Here is a 21,067-nt window from a genome sequence, read left to right as displayed (position 1 = left end):
TTGAGCGGGCCACATACCATGTCAGACACCTTGAACCAGACCGTCGGCGCGCAGGGCGAGCGCAAGCAGGACAAGATCATCGATTTGCGCCCCACGCTGTTCATCGGCGTGGGCGGCACCGGCATGCAAGTGCTGATGCGCGTGCGCCGGCGCATCCTCAACACCCTGTGGGGCAATGCCGGCAATCGCACGCGCGTCGAGAACCTGACCGAGTTTCCCGTGGCCCAGTTCATCCATTTCGACCTCGACAATGGCGCGGTGGTGGAAAGCGGCGAATCGCAGGCGAAAGACTTGCAGTTCGACTTGCTGAAATTTACCGACGATGAAAAAGTGGTCGGTTCGTTCGACTCTGAGAAATATAGCCGCGATGACGACTCGCTGGAACGTTATCCGCATATCAAGGAATGGCTGCCGCTGACGCCGCAGAAAATCCGCGACCTGAACTTTGACATGCAGTCGGGTGCGGGCCAGGTGCGCGCCGTGTCGCGCCTGTATTTCTTCGATAAATACAGCAAGGTGCGCGACAAGATCCGCCTGAAGCTGAAAAACCTGAAGGCGGGCCTGTCGCACGAGCGCCAGTTGAGCGAACTGGGCCTGCGCATGGAAGCGGGCCGCTTCCGCATCGTGGTGGTCGGGTCGGTGGCGGGCGGCACCGGTTCCGGTTCCTTCCTCGACATGGGCTACCTGGCGCGCTGGATCGCCGAGACCGAAGTCGAGCACGCAGACGTGGAACTGATGCTGTTCCTGCCCAGCGGCTTTACCAAGAACAACAAGGACCGTACGGAAGGCAACGGTTATGCCGCGCTGATGGAGCTGGAATCGGCGATGATGGGCAACAAGAATTACCTGAGCCGCTGGGATGAGTACGACCGCCCGAAACTGGCGCGCGTGCCGTATAACGAAGTGTTCCTGGTCGATTCGGGCAATCTGGCCCAGCAGCACACGGACAGCGTGGACGACATCTATCACATGGTGGCCGACTCCCTGTTCGAAGACTTTGCCTCGGCCGACTTTGCCCGCGCCAAGCGTTCGATCGCCGTCAACCAGGCGCAGCACAAGAATTCCATGTACAAGGCGCCGGTACCGCAAAACCGCTTCGGCGACATGCGGTTGTATTTTTCCCGGCGCTTTTCCTCGTTCGGCATGGCCGTGCTCGATACGCGCCAGGAAGCGGCGCGCGACGAACGGGCCCATCGCTGGGCCGGCGCCATGTTGAAAGCCTTCTTTGGCGTCGGTGGCGTGGACGCCGGTGTCAACCGCGCCAATGACGATCAGCGCAATACCTTTCTGGCTGCCCACATGGGTTTGCGGCCTACGCCGTTCAACGATTTCCCCGTGTTTTCCGACAAGAGCATCGAACTGAAGCGTTCGAACGGCGCCTTCGAGGATTTCCAGATCGTCGACGATTTGCTGGCCGAGCGCCAGGGCAGCCTGCTCAGTGGCGTGGAAGAGCGGGTCAACCGCCGCATCGACGATATCCGCACCGGCTATGACCGCAAGGAATGGCCGGCGCAGGTGCGCGACGCCGTGCGCCAGCTGGAACGCGACGCCGTGCGCGACCAGGATTCCACCGCCGACACGACCGAAGACCGCATCGCCAAGCGGCGCCAGGAACTGTTCGAGAACATCAAGAAAGTGGTGCGCGACCAGTTGTACGGCTACCTGGACAACAAGCAGTTCGGCGGCCTGGAGTACGTGCTGTCGCTGGTGGAACAGATCAAGGACCGTATCGAAGCGCCAGGCAGCGGCCTGATCGCCCAGATCGACACCAACGCCGAGCGTTATCGCGAAATCAAGGAAGCCGTGCGCACGCGCGAATACGAGCGTTTGCTGAACAACCTGGAACAGACGCGCGGCGGCTTCTTCGGCAGCGGCGAGAAACAGGCCGGCGTGGTGATGGACCACCTGCGCACCGAGATCGCCAATGCGCTCAAATTCCATTTGCGGGGCCGGGCCGCCGAAGAGGCCGTGCTGCTGCTGCGCGACGTGTCGCGCTGGCTGGGCAACCGCACCGGCGTCGACGCCCAGGGCCGCGCCGTGTGGAATGGCCTGGTCGGCGAATTGCAGGCCGGCCGCGCAGGCGTGCTCGACATGCTGGCGCAATTGCAGACGGCCAATGTGATCGTGCAAAAGGATTTAAAGAAAGATCATGCCACCGCCATCGTGGTGCCCGTCACCGTGCGCGACATCGTCATGCCGGCCCCGGCCACCTTGCGTGAATGGGCCGATGAAGCATTCCAGGACATCGGCGGTTCGAAAACCCTGTTCCCGATGCTGGGCGAGCCGGCCCAGCGTACGGAGATATTGACCAAGGTCAAGCACATGGCGGAAAACCGCCTGGCCAGCATGGGCGTCAACGATGGTGGCGCGGCCCAGCCTGATCCACTGCTCGAGGCGCTGGAACAGATGGAGCCGGCGCGGCGCCAGGATTATTTCCGTAAATTGCTGGCTTGCGCCATGCCGTGGATCGACGCCAATATGGTGGGCGAATTCACGGTGGTGGCTGACCAGTACAAATGCGTGATCGGCGTGGCGGGCGCGCAAGCGTTCAAGGCCAAGTTCGGTGCGGAAATTTATGCTTGCGTGCAAACCCAGGCCGGCATCACCAGCAGCCAGGTGGAAATCGTGGAAACCGGCATCCAGGGCCGCGCCGTCGCCTATTGCGAACTGGCCGGCGTGCCGATGACGGTGCTGCGCGGCCTGGAAGGCTGGCGTACCAGTTACCGCAAGGAAAGCGATAACGACAAGGCGCCGATCCACACGCACATCGATTCGACCCAGTTCAATCACCCGATCGCACCTAGCACGGATGAAATCCGCCGCCTGGCCGAAGACTTCAGCCTGTTCCTGAAAGCCATCATGCTGGGCGTGCTGACGCGCCATAACGGCCGGGTGGTGCCGCTGGGACAATACCTGTTTGCCATGGGACGCGGCGACATGCGCCGCATCGGCAATGAGCGCTCGATACGCCAGAACGGGTTGTTGTCCGTCTTCCGTGGCCTGATCGAGGAACGCGTGGCGGCCCGCCTGGCCGAGTTCGACGACGTGCAGACGGTGGCCTTGTCGGCGCTGGCCAGCTATTACGCCAGCAATGTCTATACGCCGCGCCTGGTCGACATGACGGGCGGCGGACAGCTCGACAACAAGGGTTTCGGCAACGCCATCGCCAATGAAATCGCCGGCGACTTGCGTGAAAGCGCGCGCCGCAAGGGCATGACGGATACGGAAATCAAGCGCCTGGAAGAAAAGCTGCTGGATAACTTGAAGCTGTGGGCCAATGTGATCGCCGATTCCGATGCCGATGCGCATGAATGGGAAGTGCGCGAAGCCGATGAAGACGGTTTGCCGCGCCTGAAATATGCGCTCAAGCCGGAAATATTAGAGGCAGGCGCCTTACAGGTCCTGTTTGCGCCAGCAGCAGCTCCGGTGGCTGCGCCCCTGTTTGCCGCGCCATCGTTGCACAGCGCGCCACCACCGCTGTTTGCGCCGCCGCCACTGGTGGAATACCAGTATTTCCTCGGTATCGATGGCAAGCAGCAGGGACCGTTCACGGCCCAGCATATCGTGCAATTCGTGCGCGCCGGGCAAATCGTGCCAGCCACGACCAAGGTCTGGCGTGAAGGCTTGCCTGCCTGGCTGGACCTGGCGCAATTCCCGGAACTGGCGTCCTTGCTGTTCAGTGCTCCGCCGCCCCTGATGACGCCACCGCCGCTGGTTTGAATGAAGGAAGTGTTGTGATCAAGTGTGTCAAGTGTCAACAGACGCTGGTGGAGGGCGTGCCGTTCTGTCCGTTTTGCGGGCATGCCGTCGCCGGCGTTGCTGCGCCCAAGTTCGTGCCGCCGCCTGTGCCGGTAAACAGCGCGCCGAAAGCCGAAGCAAAGACCGAGCCTGTGGCCGTGCCCAAGGTGGCGCCGCAGGTAGCACCAAAGGTGGAGGCCAAGCTCGAAAGCAAGCCTGGTGCCAGGGTGGAACGGACAACTGAACCTGCGCCCAAGCTGGTCCCGCCACCTCCGCCACCGCCGCAACCTGTGCCGGCCAAAAAATGGCCGCGCTGGCTGGCCGGTGTGGTCGTGGCAGGGCTGGCGATTGTCTATATCAACGGCAAGTTTTCTAACAAGCAAGATAGTTTATGCAATGACGCGATCGACAGCGGCCTGGCGCTGGTGACGAAGGGCAGCCTCGATGGTGCGCGCGTCAAGCTGTCGGAAGCGCAGAATGTCTGCACGGGCAAGTCCAGCGCCAAGATTGACGATTTGCAGGCGGCGATCAGCAAGGCGGTGGTGGCTTCGGGTGGCTGCCAGCGCAGCGTGCGCGCCATCGAACGCGATCTGAATGGCCACCGCTTGCAAAGCGCCAGCAAAGGACTCTCTGCATTGGATAGCGATTGTGCAGGCGCATCGACGGTAGACCAGTTGCGCAAGCAGCTGGCGCGCCAGCAGGCGGCTGCCGCATCGATCCAGGTGGGCGTGCGCCAGGCGCTCGATAATAAAGACGGTGCGGCGGCCAGGAGTGGCATCGCCAAGCTGGAAGCGCTGGACCGCGAATTTCCTGAGCTGGCGCAATTGAAGGCAGACTTGCAAGCCTTGGCGGACGCCGCTACGCCTGCCCCTGCACCAGCGCCGGTGCTTGAGACAGCGCCAGCGCGCCCCGTGCAAAGTGAACCTGCGCCGCCGCGCGTGGTCGAACGAACTAGCCCTGCGCCCGCGCCGGTCCCGGTTCCGGTCGACAATGGCGCGGCCATGCGCAATGAGATGGCGTCATCCTTCTTGCGCGATGCCGAGCGGTCGATGAACGACGGCAAATTCGATGCGGCCAAGACGTACCTGGACAGTGCGCGCCGCGTTGACCCTAATAATGCGCGTATCGACAACTTGTCGCGCCGCATCCGTGAGCGCGAGCGGCAAGTGCTGCAGACGGAAACGACGATCAAATAAAAAAACCACTGGGAGTAGCTATGCTGAACAAGACCACCGTGCGGACCACTGCCGCATTGACCCTGGCCGCCATGCTGGCCGGCTGCGCCACGGCGCCCATGCATCCGAATGGCGTGCGCCAGGATAACAGCCAGTATCCGCAGGCTGCCGACGAAGACCCGTGCAGCGTGGGCAAGACGGCGGCGGCCGGCGCGGCCGTAGGCGCCTTGCTGGGCGTGCTGGTCAGCGGCAAGGATGGCGCCTTGAAAGGCGCGGCCATCGGCGGCGGGCTGGCCGCCGCCGGCTGCCTGGCCTTCAACGTCAATTCGCGCCAGACCAAGACGGCAGCGCAGGCGGACCGCGACTATATCCGCGCCCGTGGTGCGCTGCCGCGCGAGCCGCAAGTGGTGTCGTACACGCCGCAGCTGAGCGCCGGCACCGTCAAGCGCGGCCAGCCGTTCAAGGTCACGTCCGTGGTGGAACTGGTCAATGGCAGCGCGCAAAGCGTGACCGACGTGCGCGAAGAACTGGTGGTGCTGGACCCGCAAGGCCAGCCGTTCAAGTCAGGCTCGAAAGAATTGTCCAACACCAACAAGACGGGCGGACGCTTTGAAAACTCGTTCGAGCTGACCTTGCCGCCGGGCGTGTCGCAAGGCGTGTATGGCGTCAAGACCAATCTGTACGTGAACGGCAAGCTGGCCGCCACGCGCGACATGCGCACGCAGCTGGTGATCATTGACGCAGATCATAACGCTCCGCAGCTGGCGCTGCGCTAACGTTATTCAGGCACCGCCCAAATAGCCGTGCTGGCGCCAGGCTTCATACACGACGACCGCCACTGTATTGGACAGGTTCAGGCTGCGGTTGTCGGGGCGCATCGGCAGGCGGATCCGCTGTTCGGCGGGAAAACCGTCGCGCAGGGCAGGATCGAGTCCTTTCGTTTCCGAACCGAATACAAACACGTCGCCCGGTAAAAAGGCGACTTCGCCAAACGGGCGCGAACCGCGCGTGGTCATGGCGAACATGCGCGCCGGGTCCGGTTGGGTGTCGGCCAGGAACGCTTCCCAGTTCTTGTGTACTTTCATGTTGGCATAGTCGTGGTAATCGAGGCCGGCGCGTTTCATCTTGGAATCGTCGAGCGGAAAGCCCAGCGGTTCGACCAGATGCAGCTGCGCGCCCGTGTTGGCGCACAGGCGGATGACGTTGCCCGTGTTGGGCGGGATTTCAGGTTCTACCAGGACGACGTGAAACAAGATGCTCTCCTCTGCTAATACAGTTCAATCAATTCGTGTCAATCAATTCGTTCAATGCGGCGGCGTGCGCGCCACCACCAGTATGCTGACCTTCACCGCGCCATGCCGCTTGAAGGCGGCGGCCAGCGCGTCTGCCGTGTGGCCGCTGCTCATCACGTCGTCGACGATGCCGACATGGCTGCCGCGCACCCTGGCCGCATATTCAGGCGCCACGATAAAGGCGCGCGCCAGGTTGGCTTTGCGTTCGCGCGGCGCCACGCCGCTTTGCGCCTTTGTTTCACGCACCCGTATCGCCAGCCGGGGCAGCAAGGGAATGGCCAGTGTCCGCGCCAGCGGCCGGGCAATTTCCAGTGCCTGGTTAAAACCCCGTTCGGCCAGGCGGGCAGGGCCCAGCGGCACGGGACACAGCCATTGCGGCGCCTCCCAGCTTGCCTGGCGCTGTATGGCTTCTGCCAGCAGCTGCGCCAACAAGGGCGCCAGCGCCAGGCGGGCGCCGAATTTCAGCTGCAACAGCAACTGGTCGACGGGCGCCGCGTAATCGGCCGCCGTCACGGTGGCGTCATAGGCGGGCGCATGGCGCAGGCAGCGTCCGCACAAGGTGGATACCTCGTCGAGCGGATTGGCGCAGCGCCGGCAGCGGGGGCGAAGCTGGCCCAGGTATTGCGCGCGGCACGGCCCGCACAGCACTTGCGCACAAGCGCCGCCGCACAGCGCGCACTGGGCCGGCAGCAGCTTGCTCCCCAGCCATTGCAGCGCAGTGACACCCACCTGGTAAAAGCCGCTGCCCATCGCGATGGCCCCGTTCCATGTACACTGCCGACATTATCTCATCTCACCCGATTGCCCATGTCAGTTCCCACCAATCCGCCCAAAATGAGTGCGCCCATCGATGCGGTGCAAGTACGCGATTTATTTTCCCGTCCGGCGCGGATCGCGCCATCGGACTTTTTGCGCCGCGAAGTATCACAGCGCATGCATGAACGCCTGGAACTGGTGAAAATCACGCCCTTGCGTGTGCTCGACGCCGGTTGCGGCCCCGGCGCCGACCTGGCGCAGCTGCACAAGGATTATCCGGCCGCGCAAATCATCGGCCTCGACGCTTCGCAAGCGATGCTGCAGGCGGCGCGCGGACCTGCGTCCAAACTGTCTGGCCTGAACCAGTTCCTCAGTAAACTATTGCCCTCAAAGACGGGCGTGGACTTGCTGTGCGGCGATCTGGGCGACTTGCCGCTAGCCGCCAGCAGCATCGACCTGGTGTGGTCCAACCTGGCGCTGCACTGGCATGCCCAGCCCGACCGCGTGTTTGCCGAATGGCGGCGCGCCTTGCGCCTCGATGGCTTGCTGATGTTTTCCTGTTTCGGTCCCGATACGTTCCGCGAAGTGCGCGACGCGTTTGCGCAGGCGGACCTGTTCCCCCACGCGCTGCCGTTTGTCGACATGCATGACTTTGGCGACATGCTGGTGGAGACGGGGTTTTCCACTCCTGTGCTGGACATGGAAATCATTACCGTCACCTACGACACGGCCGAGAAGCTGCTGGCCGACGTGCGCGCCTTTGGCGGCAACCCCTTGACCACGCGCCGCCGCAGCCTGATGGGCAAGGCGGCCTGGCAGCGTTTGCTGGACGCGCTGGAAAAGATGCGCCGTCCCGACGGCAAGCTGGGCCTGAGCTTTGAAATCATCTACGGCCACGCCTTCCGTCCGGCGCCCAAAGTGACGCGCAATGGCGAAGCCATCATCCAGTTCAGGCCGCGTAATCCCTGACGATGGCCGGCGGCGCAACAGACTGCGCCGCTATCTTGCTGACAAGTGTTGCAAAGCGCGCCAGCGTTGGCGCGGGTGCGCGCGCACGCGCTGATTATTGTTGATGCATTCAACTTTTCTTGCTTATAATCGTTGATTGTTTGTCAGCTTGTTAAGCCATAAAAACAAGTGGCCAGAAAAAAATTATCAAACAAAGCAAGATTATTAGAAGTTACTGCATTAGTATAGTAACCATCTTGCACGCAGGGCCATGGTTGGCCGCGCAAGAAAAAATAGAATTCCAGCATGGTTGTTCGTACAAGACTTTGTGTGTGCAAACAGCATGGAATTTGCTGGTGCTTGGCACTCGCGGCGGCATGAATGCGGCGATGCTTTCCTGGAGGAGCGGCAGCGGTGTAACACGGAGCTTTCCGCAGCCGTTTAAAATATCATTATTTTTGGGTGGTTGGGGAAAACATGAAACATGCAAAGCGACTTCAATCGTTGATGCTCGGGCTGTCGCTGACAGCGCTAGTGGTCGGGCGATGGGCCACGGCGGCACCGGCTGCCAGTACCTATCCCGGCACCGGCGGACCCAGGCCGCTCGAACTGAACCTGCAACCGCCGGCGACACAGATCGCCCACGAAATCTACGATTTGCACACCTGGATGATGATCATCTGCCTGGTGATTTTCGTGGCCGTGTTCGGCGTCATGTTTTATTCCATCTTCAAGCACCGCAAGTCGGTGGGCCACAAACCGGCCACCTTCCACGAAAGCACCACCGTCGAGATCGCCTGGACAGTGGTGCCTTTCCTGATCGTCATCGGCATGGCCCTGCCTGCCACGCGCACCGTGGTCGGCATGAAAGACACCTCCAATGCCGACCTGACCATCAAAGCCACTGGCATGCAGTGGAAATGGGGCTATGATTATCTGAAGGGCGAAGGCGAAGGCATTTCCTTCCTGTCCAACCTGGCCACGCCGCGCTCGCAAGTGGGCGCGCCGGGCGTGCCGCCCACCGAAAAACGCGGCGAAAACTATCTGATCGAAGTCGACAATGAACTGGTGGTGCCGGTGCACAAGAAGGTCCGCATGGTGCTGACGGCCAATGACGTGATCCATGCCTGGTCCGTGCCGGCCTTCGGCGTGAAACAGGATGCGATTCCCGGTTTCGTGCGCGACACCTGGTTCAAGGCTGACCATATCGGCACCTTCCGCGGCAATTGCGCGGAACTGTGCGGCAAGGAACACGCCTTCATGCCCATCGTCGTGAAGGTTGTGTCGGCCGAAGATTACAAGGTCTGGGTGGACGGCAAGCTGAAAGAAATGGCCGCGCTGGCTGATGATCCCACTAAAACCTGGACCATCGACGAGTTGAAGGTCAAGGGCGAAAAAGTCTACGCAACCAATTGCGCGGTCTGCCATCAGGCGACAGGCAAGGGCGTGCCGGGTACGTATGCGCCACTCGATGGCTCGGCCGTGGTGAACGGTCCGAAGGCGGAACAGATCCATGTTTTGTTGAACGGGCAAAAGAGCGGCAAATACCAGGCTGAAATGCCAGCCTGGAAACAACTGTCTGACACGGAAATTGCGGCAGTGATCACTTACACGCGCAATAACTGGTCGAACAAGGCCGAAGAAAATATCGTTCAACCAGCCGAAGTCGTGGCTGCACGCAAGTAATCAGGAGCCGTTTATGAGTACGAGTATCTTGGATCACGCCGGTCACGACGACCACGCACATCACGATCACGCACATCATGATCATCCCAGTGGCTGGCGCCGCTGGCTGTTTGCCACTAACCACAAGGATATCGGCACGCTGTACTTGTGGTTCTCATTCATCATGCTGCTGTCGGGCGGCGTGCTGGCCCTGATGATACGCACGGAACTGTTCCACCCTGGCTTGCAGTTCTTCCACCCTGAATTCTTTAACCAGCTGACCACCATGCACGGCCTGGTGATGGTGTTTGGCGCCATCATGCCGGCCTTCGTCGGCTACGCCAACTGGATGATCCCGCTGCAGGTGGGCGCCTCCGACATGGCGTTCGCGCGCATGAACAACTTCTCGTTCTGGCTGCTGCCGCCGGCGGCCCTGCTGCTGGCCACCTCCTTTTTGGTGCCTGGTGGCGCCACCGCCGCCGGCTGGACCCTGTATGCGCCGCTGTCGACGCAGATGGGCCCCGGCATGGACATGGCGATTTTCGCCATGCACCTGATGGGCGCTTCGTCCATCATGGGCTCGATCAACATCATCGTCACCATCCTCAACATGCGCGCACCGGGCATGACCCTGATGAAAATGCCGATGTTCTGCTGGACCTGGCTGATTACTGCGTATCTGTTGATCGCCGTCATGCCCGTGCTGGCCGGCGCCATCACCATGACCCTGACGGACCGCCACTTCGGCACCTCCTTCTTTAACGCGGCCGGTGGCGGCGACCCCGTCATGTACCAGCACATCTTCTGGTTCTTCGGCCACCCCGAGGTCTACATCATGATCTTGCCGGCCTTCGGCATCGTTTCGCAAATCCTGCCCGCGTTTGCCCGCAAGCCGCTGTTCGGCTATGCCTCGATGGTGTACGCCACGGCGTCGATCGCGATCCTGTCCTTCATCGTCTGGGCGCACCACATGTTTACTACCGGCATGCCGGTCACCAGCCAGCTGTTCTTCATGTACGCCACCATGCTGATCGCCGTGCCGACCGGCGTCAAAGTGTTCAACTGGATCGCTACCATGTGGAAGGGCTCGATGACCTTCGAGACGCCGATGCTGTTCTCGGTGGGCTTCATCTTTGTGTTCACCATGGGCGGCTTCACGGGCCTGATCCTGGCCGTCACGCCGATCGACATCCAGCTGCAGGATACCTATTATGTGGTGGCCCACTTCCATTACGTGCTGGTGGCCGGCTCGCTGTTTGCCCTGTTTGCCGGTTTCTACTACTGGAGCCCGAAATGGACCGGTCATATGTACAACGAAACGCGCGGCAAGATTCACTTCTGGCTGTCGCTGATCACGTTTAACGTGACCTTCTTCCCGATGCATTTCCTGGGCCTGGCCGGCATGCCGCGCCGTTACGCCGATTATCCGGCGCAGTTCACGGACTTCAACATGATCGCCTCGATCGGCGCGTTTGGTTTTGGCTTCATGCAAGTGTACTTCCTGCTGTTCGTGGTCTTGCCGACCATCCGCGGCGGCAAGGTTGCCGAAGCGAAACCATGGGAAGGGGCGGAAGGGCTGGAGTGGACCGTACCGAGTCCGGCCCCGTTCCACACGTTTGAAACGCCGCCGACCGTGAAGTAATCGAGGTAGCACGGGCCGGCGTGTGCGCTGGCCCGCTTTGAATAAAGTGCCTGCCATGAACGAACGTAAAAAACCGAATAATCTGCGCACCGGACTGATACTGGCTGCCCTGGCCGCCTTTTTCTTCCTGTCCGTGTTCGCCAAGCGGCTGTGGCTGTCGTGACGACGCCGGAACAACAGGAAACACGCGGACTGAACCGCAAGATGCTGGGCAAGCTGGTCGTGATTGCCTGCGTGATGTTTGGCTTTGGGTATGCCCTGATTCCCGTCTACAAGCAGATTTGCGAAGTGATGGGCATCAATGTACTGACGCAAAAAGATGGCACGGTGGCTTACGACAACAATACCCAGGTCGACGCCACGCGCAGCATCACCGTGGAATTCGACGGCAATGCGCAGGGGCCATGGCGTTTCCGTCCCGTGGTTTCTTCCATGCAAGTGCATCCGGGCGAGCTGGTCACCGTCATGTATGAAGTGGTCAATACGCAAGACCGCACCGTCAATGCGCAGGCAATACCCAGCTACGCACCGCAGAGCGCAACGCCGCATTTCAAGAAGGTCGAGTGTTTCTGCTTCAAGCAGCAAACCCTGAAACCGCATGAGGCGCGGCAGATGCCGGTGGTGTTCTTCCTCGATCCGGCGCTGCCGAAAGAGGTCAAGACCATCACCTTGTCGTACACGTTTTTCGAAATTGCAGGGCTGAGCAAGGCGCCGGCGCCCTCCGTGCAACAGGGGAATTTATGAGCGACGAGAAGCCTACCCAAGCACCGCAGGCTTCCTTCCTGTATTCGCTCCGGGCAGTGGTCTGGTCGTTTACGGGGTTGCGCCGCAAGAGCGATTTCGATACGGATTCGGCCAGGCTCAATCCCGTGCACGTGGTGATTGCGGCGCTGCTGGCCGTGGCTTGCCTGATCGGCATTTTGATTACGATCGTCAAATTAGTTGTTCCATAATCAGTGATCCAATCAGTTATCTATAACAAATAAAAACCACCCTACAAGTTTTTTGAGGAGATGATGATGAGTTCCAAGCACGCCGCCGCCCCGTATTATTTTGTGCCCGGGCCTTCACGCTGGCCCCTGCTGGGCGGCGCCAGCCTGCTGCTGACCATGATAGGCGCCTCGGCCTGGGTCAACGATGTGGCGTGGGGACCGTATCTGAACCTGGCTGGCATTGCCGGCATCTTGCTGGTGCTGTACTTCTGGTTCGGCGACGCCATCGGCGAATCCGAAAAAGGTTTATATAGCGAACGCATCGACCACTCCTTCCGCTGGAGCATGAGCTGGTTCATCTTTTCCGAAGTCATGTTCTTTGGCGCCTTCTTCGGCGCCCTGTTTTATGCGCGCAGCATCTCGATGCCATGGCTGGGCGACCTGGACAACAAGCTGATCTGGCCAGACTTTGCTGCCCACTGGGGCAATACGGGCCCGGCCGGCACGGTGCAGGATTTCGTTACCATGACGCCGTTCTGGATACCGACGATTAACACTGCCTTGCTGCTGCTGTCGGGCGTGACCCTGACCATTTCCCACCATGCGCTGCGCGCCGGCCACCGGGGCGCCACGGCCTTGTTCCTGTTCGCCACGATTGTGCTGGGCGCCGTCTTCATGGGTTTCCAGGTGTATGAATATGTGCATGCCTACACCGAGCTGAATTTGAAATTGACGTCAGGCATCTACGGCGCCACCTTCTTCATGTTGACGGGGTTCCACGGTTTCCACGTGACCATGGGCGCCATCATGCTGTCGGTGATTTTGTACCGTGTGCTGAAAGGCCACTTTACGCCCGAACACCACTTCGGCTTCGAAGGCGCCGCCTGGTATTGGCACTTTGTCGACGTGGTCTGGCTGGGCCTGTACGTGGTCGTGTATTGGTTATAATGGCGGGGCAGGGCGCGCGCTGTTGAAGCTTGCGCCTGCACCATAAAAAAGCCGTGCCGGGGAATCCCGGGTACGGCTTTTTTCTTGGTCTGAAAAATTTGCTAATGAGGCAATATTAGTGGATGCCCGTCGGCTGGATGTATCCAAGCTTGTACGCCAGCAAGATCAGCAGGAAGAGGACAATCGACAAGCCCACGCGCATGGTCAGCGCTTGCACGGTGCGGTTGCTCTTGCCCTTGTCGCGCATCAGGAAAAACAGGGCCGAGCCCAGGCTGGCCAGGATCAGGATAAAGGCAATCGCGACGATGATTTTCATGGATGGCAAGGCCCTGTTTGAGGAGGTTCCATTGTAATGCGTATACGCTTCCGTTTTAGATGGATCCCTTTTGTTGTCATGCTGCTACTGGTGGTGCTGGGCATCTCGCTGGCGCAATGGCAGCAGCGCCGCGCTGAAGAAAAACTTGCCCGCGCCGCGAAACTGGAAACGGGCAATCTGGCTGCGTCGCTGCTGTTGACGGCGACGCCCTTGCCGCCCGCCGAAGCGCCAGTCATGGAATTTCGCCGCGTCACCGTCACCGGCCACTTCGTGCCCGCCTGGACGGTGTATCTCGATAACCGCCCCTACCACGGCCAGGCCGGTTTCCACGTACTGACGCCCTTTCAAATTGACGGTTCCAGCATGCATGTGCTGGTGGCGCAGGGCTGGTTGCCGCGCAACAATGTCGAGCGCACGCGCATCCCCGACTATGTTACTCCCACAGGCACGGTCACCATCAGCGGCATCGTCCGCCTGAATGCGGGCCATGTGATGCAACTGGGTACGGCGCCGCCGCTGACGCCGCAGGCCATCGTGCAAAATGCCGAGATCGCCCAGCTGGCCCAGGCCAGCGGATTCGTCTTCCAGCCCATTTTGATAGAACAAACCGCGCCGCCAGCCATCAGCCAGCTTCCCATACGCGACTGGCCCGCGCCCGACCTGGGAGCGGACAAGCACCGCGGCTATGCATTCCAGTGGTACGCACTGGCTCTGATGGCTTTTTTATTTTTTGTTTTGACAGGATTTCGACGTGCAAACAAACAACCCTGAAATACAGCAAGCCAACCTGGATAAACAGGCGCAACATAGCGGCCGCCTGAAGCTGCTGGCCGTGATCGCCGTGTGCGCTTTTCCCATCATCGCTTCCTATCTGACGTATTACGTGATCAAACCCACGGGACGCAATAATTATGGCGCGCTGATCGACCCCCGTTTGCATCCGATTCCTGAAGCGCAGCTGCATGTGACCGAGCTCGATGGCCAGGCCTCGCCGCTGGCGCAATTCAAGGGCAAGTGGATCTTGCTGCAAACGGGGCCGTCCGATTGCCAGGAAGCGTGCCAGAAGCAGCTGTTTGCCATGCAGCAGCTGCGTTTGATGCAGGGCAAGGAAATGGAGCGCATCGAGCGGGTCTGGCTGGTGACGGATGCTCAACCGCTGGAAACCTTGATCATGCGCGAATTTGACGGCACCAATATGTTGCGCGTCAATGCCGATGCCTTGAAGGCCTGGCTGCCGGTGGAACAAGGGGGCAAGGCGGAAGATCATCTGTATCTGATCGATCCGCTGGGTAACCTGATGATGCGTTTCCCGAAAGACGCCGATCCGGGCAAAGTGAAAAAAGATATCGCCAAGCTGCTCAAAGCTTCGGCGATCGGTTAAAGAAGAGGTTGATGTCTACTATGCCTACGATGCATTTTTCTGCACTGGCCCAGCTGGGCCTGACTGGTTTGCTGGTGGCCTTGCTGCCGTTGACCGTCGTCTGGATTTCGTCCGACGCGAATAAATACCGCAAGCTGGTCTGGGTCGCCGTGTTCCTGACCCTCGACCTGATCATGTTCGGCGGCTTTACGCGCCTGTCCGATTCGGGCCTGGGTTGCCCCGACTGGCCCGGCTGCTATGGTTCGGCCAATCCTTTCCTGGCCCATGAACATATCGTGGCGGCCGAAGCGCTGATGCCGACCGGACCCGTGACGGTGGCCAAGGCGTGGATCGAAATGACGCACCGCTACCTGGCGATGGCGATAGGCGTGCTGATCGTGGCGATGATGGTGCAAGCGTGGCGCCAGTGGCGCAAAAGCAAACGCCAGGAATTTGCCCCCGCCTTGCCGACAGCCTTGTTCCTGTTCGTCTGCCTGCAGGGCGCATTCGGCGCCTGGACCGTGACCATGAAGCTGCAGCCGATTATCGTCACTATCCACTTGCTGCTGGGCATGGGGCTGCTGGCCTTGCTGACCTGGCTGGGCGGGCGGCAGGATAATGCCGTTTCGCCCGTGCTGCGCGCCGAGGCCGACGTGTCCGTGCTGCGCCCCGTGCGCGCGCTGGCGATGTTTTCGGCCGTGCTGCTGACGGCGCAGATCGCGCTGGGCGGCTGGGTCAGCACCAACTATGCCACGCTGGCCTGCACCGACTTTCCCCTGTGCGGCGGCAAGGTGATCCCGGAGATGGATTTTGAGCACGGTTTTCACTTGTGGCGCGAGCTGGGCAAGACGGCTGCCGGCCACTATCTGCCGTTTTCCGCCCTGACGGCGATTCACTGGGTGCACCGCAATTTTGCCTTTTTCGTGCTGCTCGGCATCGGTTACACGGTGTACCGCGCCTGGTCCCTGCCGACACTGCGCAAACCGGCAAGATGGATCGCCGTGGTGCTGGCCGTGCAGGCGTGCACGGGTCTGGCGACCATCTACCTGAACTGGCCGCTGGCCATTGCCGTGCTGCATAACGGCGGGGCGGCGCTGCTCGTGTTGTTGCTGACCATGTTAAACTACAAGGCTAAATTTCAACTCGATGTAGCGCGGACCTCCGCTTCCGCCGCCGCGACAGTGCCCCCGGCACTCGGCAGTATTTCCCGTACCCCATAAATGACTACTCAGACACTCAGCCGTAAACCTGCCCCTAGAATCGCCCAGTATTGGGCGCTGACCAAGCCGCGCGTGACGCAACTGGCCGTATTTTGCGCCGTGATCGGCATGTTCTTGGCCAGCGACGAGATGCCGGACTGGCATGCCGTGGTGTTCGGCACCATCGGCATCTGGTTGCTGGCGGGCGCAGCGTTTGCCGTCAATTGCCTGGCCGAGCGCGAAATCGATGCGCGCATGGCCCGCACGGCGCGCCGTCCGATGGCCATGGGCGACATCACCGTCAGGCAGACGGTGGTGTTCGCGCTGGTGATCGGCGGCCTGGGCATGGCGACCTTGTATTACCTGGTCAATCCGCTGACCATGTGGCTGACCTTTGTCACCTTTGTCGGCTATGCGCTGATTTATACCTTGATACTGAAACCGGCCACGCCGCAAAACATCGTCATCGGCGGCCTGTCCGGCGCCATGCCGCCGGCGCTGGGCTGGGCGGCGGTCGCCAATGACGTACCGATGCAAGCGTGGCTGCTGGTATTGATCATCTTTATCTGGACTCCGCCCCATTTCTGGGCGCTGGCCATGTACCGCCGCGACGATTACGCCCGTTCCGGCCTGCCGATGCTGCCCGTTACGCACGGCTTGAAGTTTACGCAATTTCACGTCTGGCTGTACTCGATCGCGCTGGCCGCCACCACCTTGCTGCCGTACGCCGTGCGCATGAGCGGCCTGATTTATTTATTTTCCGCCATCGCCTTGAACGCCGGTTTCCTGTATTACTCATGGAAGATGTACCGCCATTACACGGACTTGATCGCGCGCAAGGCCTTTGCTTATTCCATCGTCTACCTGGCGCTGTTATTCGTGGCCTTGCTGGTCGATCATTATTTCTTCTTCTAAGCTTCTTTCGAGCACGCTGACCATGAAAAAACGTTTTTATCTGCTGTTGACTGCCCTGTTTGCCACCGCCTTGCTGGCTGGCTGCGGCAAGCCGGAAGCGCCCAAGCTGGCGTTCAAGAACATGGATATCACCGGCGCCGCCTATGCGCGTGAATTCTCGCTGACCGACCACACGGGCCAGCGCCGCACCCTGGCCGACTACAAGGGCAAGCTGGTGCTGATGTTCTTTGGCTACACGCAATGCCCGGATGTGTGCCCCACCACCATGGCCGACATGGCCCAGGTGATGAAGGAAATGGGGCCGGATGCCGACAAGGTGCAAGTGCTGTTCGTCACGGTCGACCCGGAACGCGATACGCAGAAATTGCTGGCCGAATACGTGCCTGCCTTCGACAAGCGTTTCGTGGGCCTGTATGGCACTCTCGATGAAACGGCCAGGGTGGCCAAGGAATTCAAGGTGTATTACGCCAAGGTCGAAGGCGAAACGGACAATAGTTATACGGTCGACCATACGGCCGGCACCTATGTGTTTGACCGCGAAGGCAAGATCCGTTTGTTTATCCGCCACGGCGAAACCCCGGCGGCAGTAGCGCACGATCTTAAACTTCTGCTATCCTGAGCCGGTCGCGCCCCTGAGGCGCCCTCCACTGGATAACTGGGTTTATGGAAAAACGTTTTGAACCGTATGCCCGCCTGGCAGCCATCATCTTCCTGGTGATCGGCTGCTTTTTTGTTTTACGGCCCTTCCTGGCGGCGATGCTGTTCGCCGTCTGCGTCAGCATTTCCAGCTGGCCCCTGTATCTGCGCCTGCTGCACAGGCTGAAAGGCCGGCGCAACCTGGCTGCTGCCGCCATGACCGTCTCGCTGGTGCTGGTGGTGGTGCTGCCTTTGGCACTGGTCACCTACAACCTGGCCGACAATGTGTCGCGCATGGTGGACCAGGTCCGCACGGCGCTGGAAGCGGGCGGCTTGCAGCCGCCGTCCTGGCTGGCCAGCATTCCGCTGGTGGGCGAAAGCATCGACGGTTATCTGCGCAGCCTGATCGGCGACCGCGAAGAATTGTTGAGAGTGGGCAAGACCTTGCTGGAGCCGGCGCGCCATTTCCTCACGTCCGGCGGCCTGGTGCTGGGCAGCGGCGTGGCGCAAACCAGCCTGGCCGTGTTCGTCAGTTTCTTCCTCTACCGCGATGGACAGCAATTGCAGCTGGCCTTGCTGACGGGCAGTACGCGCATCATCGGCGACAGTGCGCCTGGCGTGCTGCTGACGATCAGCCGCACCGTGCGCGGCGTCATGTATGGCTTGCTGGGCACGGCCCTGGCGCAGGCGCTGGTGGCCGTGGCAGGCTTTTTGATCGCCGGCGTGCCGGCCGTGGCCCTGCTGGGCATCGCCACCTTTATCCTGTCGCTGATACCGGTGGGGCCGCCGCTGATCTGGGGCGGCGCCGCCATCTGGCTATTTAACGAGGGGCACACGGGCTGGGGCATTTTCATGCTGGTGTGGGGCGCCTTGCTGATCAGCGGCGTGGACAATGTGGTCAAGCCCATGCTGATCAGCCGTGGCAGCAGCCTGCCATTTTTACTGGTGCTGCTCGGTGTGTTGGGCGGCGTGCTGGCGTTCGGCTTCGTGGGCCTGTTCATCGGCCCGACCTTGCTGGCGGTACTGTACAGCCTGCTGCAAACCTGGACGGTTGGAGCAACTTCCGTGCCGCAGGTGAAGGAATGATCAGTCCCGTGCATCGGGATCCAGGTCCCGTTCCTGCTTCGGAATCACCTTGATCAGCACGATGCGGGGCCCGTTCATTTTCTTGACGACGATATCGAAGTCGACAAAGGTGATGCGCTGGCCCTGTTTCGGGATATCGCCCAGCTTGACCATGATCAAGCCGCCCACCGATTCCACGTCTTCCAGCCCCAGTTCCTCGTTTTCGATATCGATGCCGAGGATACGTTCCAGTGAAAAGATGGGCAGGCTGGCCTTGCCGATCAGGGTGCCGTCGCTTTGCTTGAGCCAATCGTTTTCATTGCGGCGGAATTCATCGCGAATCTCGCCGACCATGGCGCCCAGCAAGTTGTCCAGGGTAATAAAACCCAGCGGACGCTTGTTCTTTTCGCCGATCAGCGCGAAGTGGGGCGCGCCATCGCGGAAGCGGCGGAACAGTTCCAGCGCCGGCGTGCGCGCAGAAATGATGTCTACCGGACGCAGGAAGGGCGTGAGCGAGGTGATAGGCTTGCCGGCCTGCTGCGCGAAAAACAAGTCTTTCAGGTGTACCACGCCCAGTACATCGTCGCCATTGGTGTCAAAGTAGGGGTAGCGGCTGAAGCGGTTGCGCAGCACCGTCTCCAGGTTTTCTGCCAGGCTTTGCGAAGCGTACAGGGCGCTCACTTCATTGAGCGGGCGCATCAGGTCCGACACCGTCATCTGTTCGAAATCGAGCGACTGGGCCAGGATGTTGCGTTCGTCGCGGGTAAATTTTTCGCCGGGCTGGCTGGTGCGCAATATCAGTTTCAATTCATCGGACGAGTAATGGGCGTCGTGGCTGCCCTTGCCGGACAAACCTGCCACGCGCAGCACCCAGTTGGCGCTGGCGTTGAGCAAATAGATGGCCGGGTACATGGTCCAGTAAAAGCCGTACAGGGGAATCGCGCTCCACAGGCCGATTGCTTCCGGGTTGCGGATGGCCAGCGATTTGGGCGCCAGTTCGCCCACCACGATATGCAAAAAGGAAATCACGCTGAAGGCCAGCACGAAGGAAATGCCGTGGATCAGTTCTTGCGAGCTGACGCCGAGGGCGGCAAACAGCGGCGTGACCAGGCCCGCAAAGGCCGGTTCTCCGACCCAGCCCAGGCCCAGCGAAGCGAGCGTGATGCCCAGCTGGCAGGCGGACAGATAGGCGTCCAGCTCGCCATGTACCTTGGCCAGGATGCGTCCCCGTAGTCCCCGTGTCTTGGCGATGGCGCGGATGCGGGTGCGCCGCAAGGTGACGATGCCAAATTCGGCGGCAACAAAAAAACCGTTCAGCGCGACCAGGAAGAGGGCGAGCAGGACAAGCAAGACATTGTGCATGGGGGCGCAATAAGAGATGGGCTATAAAAACGTCATCTTAAACGACGAAGGGCGGCATAACCTAATTTTGCCAGTCTCTTATTGGATTTTTAACGATTTTTCAGGGTTTTACAGCAGTTTTCCTCCACTGCCCTGGGCCGTGGCCAGGATCACATCCAGCGCCGGGTGCCTGATCTTGCGTTCATTCGAAATCACATAGAACTGTTCGCGCAAGGTCGCTGCCTCTCCCACCAGCACGGCGCCGAATTGCTCCTCGATCTCGGCTGCCAGGCTGGCCGAGGCGAAGAACAGGCCCAGGCCCTTGCGGCCGAAGGCGTTCAGCATGGCGTTGTCTTCGAATTCGCCCAGCACGTCGGGCCGCACGCCTTGTTGCACCATCCATTCATCGATGCGCCCGCGCAAGGCGTTATTGCGCGCGGGCAGCAAGAACGGCGCGCCATTCAGGCTGCCTGGAAAACCGGGGCCATAGCGGGCGGCCAGCGCCGGTGCGCCGAACAGTTTCATCGAGCTTTCTCCCCATAAATGGCTCGACACGCGCAGGCTGGCGCCGGCCGGCACGGCGCGGTCGGTCAGCACCAGGTCCAGTTTGTGCAGGGCCAGGTCGGCCAGCAAGGATTCGAATTCATCTTCCAGGCAGACCAGCTTGACGGGTTGACCGAGGCTGCGCGTGGCGTCCAGCATGCGGTAGGCCATCAGTTTCGGCAGCGAGTCGGAAATGCCCACCGTCAGCCGCATCTTTTCTGCATCGGCATCGCTGAGCGCATCTTGCATCTGCTCGCCCAGCAGAAAAATCTGGTCCGCATAACCGAGCGCCAGCCGGCCCGCTTCGGTGGGCACCAGGCGGCGTCCCTGTGGCTGCAGCAGGGATTTGCCCAGCTCCTTTTCCAGCAGCGCCAGCTGGGTGCTGATGGTTTGCACGGCCAGGCCCAGGCGTTCGGCCGCCCGCGTCACGCCTCCTTCGCGGGCTACGACCCAAAAGAAATACAAATGCCGGTAATTGAAGCCCGTGGTTTTCATGCCTGCGTCCTATCTTCTGTTTTTACGAAGTAATGCTTCCATTATCTTCCATTTTTAAATCAGTGTACTGTCCCTATACTGCTTGTCATTCAATCGTGACA

At 60.6% G+C, this 21,067-nt stretch carries 21 protein-coding genes; 16 read left to right on the top strand and 5 right to left on the bottom strand.

What is annotated here, in order from left to right:
- Window positions 1-18: 18 nt before the first annotated feature.
- Genes ACL9RI_RS19830 through ACL9RI_RS19820 form a run of 3 tightly spaced genes read left to right on the top strand, consistent with a single transcriptional unit; the run spans window position 19 to window position 5,689 of the window.
- Window positions 19-3,720 (top strand): tubulin-like doman-containing protein, encoded by a 3,702-nt coding sequence (locus ACL9RI_RS19830; RefSeq protein ID WP_422728215.1) that lies wholly within the window; start codon window positions 19-21, stop codon window positions 3,718-3,720.
- A 14-nt stretch (window positions 3,721-3,734) separates the two neighbouring features.
- Entirely contained in the window at window positions 3,735-4,934 is a 1,200-nt protein-coding gene (locus tag ACL9RI_RS19825; RefSeq protein WP_422728214.1) for a hypothetical protein, read from the top strand.
- 20 nt (window positions 4,935-4,954) lie between these two features.
- On the top strand, window positions 4,955-5,689 hold the full coding sequence (locus ACL9RI_RS19820) for a hypothetical protein (RefSeq protein ID WP_422728213.1): 735 nt from the start codon (window positions 4,955-4,957) through the stop codon (window positions 5,687-5,689).
- A gap of 6 nt (window positions 5,690-5,695) precedes the next feature.
- On the opposite strand, the gene trmL is transcribed toward ACL9RI_RS19820, so the two are convergent.
- Window positions 5,696-6,166 (bottom strand): tRNA (uridine(34)/cytosine(34)/5-carboxymethylaminomethyluridine(34)-2'-O)-methyltransferase TrmL, encoded by a 471-nt coding sequence (gene trmL / locus ACL9RI_RS19815; RefSeq protein WP_300759879.1) that lies wholly within the window; start codon window positions 6,164-6,166, stop codon window positions 5,696-5,698.
- A 51-nt stretch (window positions 6,167-6,217) separates the two neighbouring features.
- Window positions 6,218-6,955 (bottom strand): ComF family protein, encoded by a 738-nt coding sequence (locus tag ACL9RI_RS19810; RefSeq protein ID WP_422728212.1) that lies wholly within the window; start codon window positions 6,953-6,955, stop codon window positions 6,218-6,220.
- A 57-nt stretch (window positions 6,956-7,012) separates the two neighbouring features.
- Here ACL9RI_RS19810 and ACL9RI_RS19805 point away from each other — a divergent pair, with 57 nt between their 5' ends.
- The 7 genes from ACL9RI_RS19805 (at window position 7,013) to ACL9RI_RS19775 (ending at window position 13,096) form a co-directional block, all read left to right on the top strand.
- Window positions 7,013-7,930, top strand: coding sequence for a methyltransferase domain-containing protein (locus ACL9RI_RS19805; protein ID WP_422728211.1), 918 nt, complete (start codon window positions 7,013-7,015; stop codon window positions 7,928-7,930).
- A 456-nt stretch (window positions 7,931-8,386) separates the two neighbouring features.
- Complete coding sequence (gene coxB, locus ACL9RI_RS19800) at window positions 8,387-9,595, top strand: cytochrome c oxidase subunit II (protein WP_422728210.1); 1,209 nt, start codon at window positions 8,387-8,389, stop codon at window positions 9,593-9,595.
- Between the two features lie 13 nt (window positions 9,596-9,608).
- Window positions 9,609-11,216 carry a cytochrome c oxidase subunit I gene (gene ctaD / locus ACL9RI_RS19795; RefSeq protein WP_422728209.1) on the top strand — a complete coding sequence of 536 codons (1,608 nt, stop codon included), beginning with the start codon at window positions 9,609-9,611 and terminating at the stop codon, window positions 11,214-11,216.
- A 55-nt stretch (window positions 11,217-11,271) separates the two neighbouring features.
- The gene (locus ACL9RI_RS19790; RefSeq protein WP_422728208.1) at window positions 11,272-11,379 is read left to right on the top strand and encodes a cytochrome oxidase small assembly protein; all 108 of its coding nucleotides are present in this window, start codon (window positions 11,272-11,274) and stop codon (window positions 11,377-11,379) included.
- Window positions 11,376-11,960: a cytochrome c oxidase assembly protein gene (locus ACL9RI_RS19785; RefSeq protein ID WP_422728207.1), complete on the top strand. Its 585-nt coding sequence runs from the start codon at window positions 11,376-11,378 to the stop codon at window positions 11,958-11,960. Before ACL9RI_RS19790 ends, ACL9RI_RS19785 begins: the two co-directional genes overlap by 4 nt.
- Complete coding sequence (locus ACL9RI_RS19780) at window positions 11,957-12,169, top strand: DUF2970 domain-containing protein (protein WP_422728206.1); 213 nt, start codon at window positions 11,957-11,959, stop codon at window positions 12,167-12,169. Before ACL9RI_RS19785 ends, ACL9RI_RS19780 begins: the two co-directional genes overlap by 4 nt.
- Before the next feature lie 66 nt (window positions 12,170-12,235).
- Window positions 12,236-13,096 (top strand): cytochrome c oxidase subunit 3, encoded by an 861-nt coding sequence (locus tag ACL9RI_RS19775; RefSeq protein WP_422728205.1) that lies wholly within the window; start codon window positions 12,236-12,238, stop codon window positions 13,094-13,096.
- Between the two features lie 115 nt (window positions 13,097-13,211).
- On the opposite strand, the gene ACL9RI_RS19770 is transcribed toward ACL9RI_RS19775, so the two are convergent.
- Complete coding sequence (locus ACL9RI_RS19770; protein ID WP_422728204.1) at window positions 13,212-13,412, bottom strand: twin transmembrane helix small protein; 201 nt, start codon at window positions 13,410-13,412, stop codon at window positions 13,212-13,214.
- 78 nt (window positions 13,413-13,490) lie between these two features.
- Here ACL9RI_RS19770 and ACL9RI_RS19765 point away from each other — a divergent pair, with 78 nt between their 5' ends.
- The 6 genes from ACL9RI_RS19765 to ACL9RI_RS19740 are packed head-to-tail and all read left to right on the top strand — an operon-like array spanning window position 13,491 to window position 18,608.
- On the top strand, window positions 13,491-14,183 hold the full coding sequence (locus ACL9RI_RS19765) for an SURF1 family protein (protein ID WP_422728203.1): 693 nt from the start codon (window positions 13,491-13,493) through the stop codon (window positions 14,181-14,183).
- A complete protein-coding gene (locus ACL9RI_RS19760; RefSeq protein ID WP_422728202.1) occupies window positions 14,164-14,793 on the top strand; it encodes an SCO family protein in 630 nt (209 codons plus the stop codon). The genes ACL9RI_RS19765 and ACL9RI_RS19760 overlap by 20 nt, the downstream gene beginning before the upstream one ends.
- Before the next feature lie 29 nt (window positions 14,794-14,822).
- Window positions 14,823-15,992 (top strand): COX15/CtaA family protein, encoded by a 1,170-nt coding sequence (locus tag ACL9RI_RS19755; protein WP_422728357.1) that lies wholly within the window; start codon window positions 14,823-14,825, stop codon window positions 15,990-15,992.
- Window positions 15,993-16,886, top strand: coding sequence for a heme o synthase (cyoE, locus tag ACL9RI_RS19750; protein ID WP_422728201.1), 894 nt, complete (start codon window positions 15,993-15,995; stop codon window positions 16,884-16,886).
- Window positions 16,887-16,908: 22 nt separating this feature from the next.
- Window positions 16,909-17,505: an SCO family protein gene (locus tag ACL9RI_RS19745; protein ID WP_422728200.1), complete on the top strand. Its 597-nt coding sequence runs from the start codon at window positions 16,909-16,911 to the stop codon at window positions 17,503-17,505.
- 44 nt (window positions 17,506-17,549) lie between these two features.
- A complete protein-coding gene (locus ACL9RI_RS19740) occupies window positions 17,550-18,608 on the top strand; it encodes an AI-2E family transporter (protein ID WP_422728199.1) in 1,059 nt (352 codons plus the stop codon).
- On the opposite strand, the gene ACL9RI_RS19735 is transcribed toward ACL9RI_RS19740, so the two are convergent.
- Entirely contained in the window at window positions 18,609-19,949 is a 1,341-nt protein-coding gene (locus ACL9RI_RS19735) for a hemolysin family protein (RefSeq protein ID WP_422728198.1), read from the bottom strand. It lies immediately after the preceding gene.
- 108 nt (window positions 19,950-20,057) lie between these two features.
- Window positions 20,058-20,966 carry a LysR family transcriptional regulator gene (locus ACL9RI_RS19730; RefSeq protein ID WP_422728197.1) on the bottom strand — a complete coding sequence of 303 codons (909 nt, stop codon included), beginning with the start codon at window positions 20,964-20,966 and terminating at the stop codon, window positions 20,058-20,060.
- Between the last annotated feature and the right edge of the window lie 101 nt (window positions 20,967-21,067).

This window comes from Janthinobacterium sp. Mn2066, from assembly GCF_049319705.1.
Taxonomy (GTDB): Bacteria; Pseudomonadota; Gammaproteobacteria; order Burkholderiales; family Burkholderiaceae_D; genus Janthinobacterium.
This window is presented reverse-complemented; position numbering and strand designations above follow the sequence as displayed.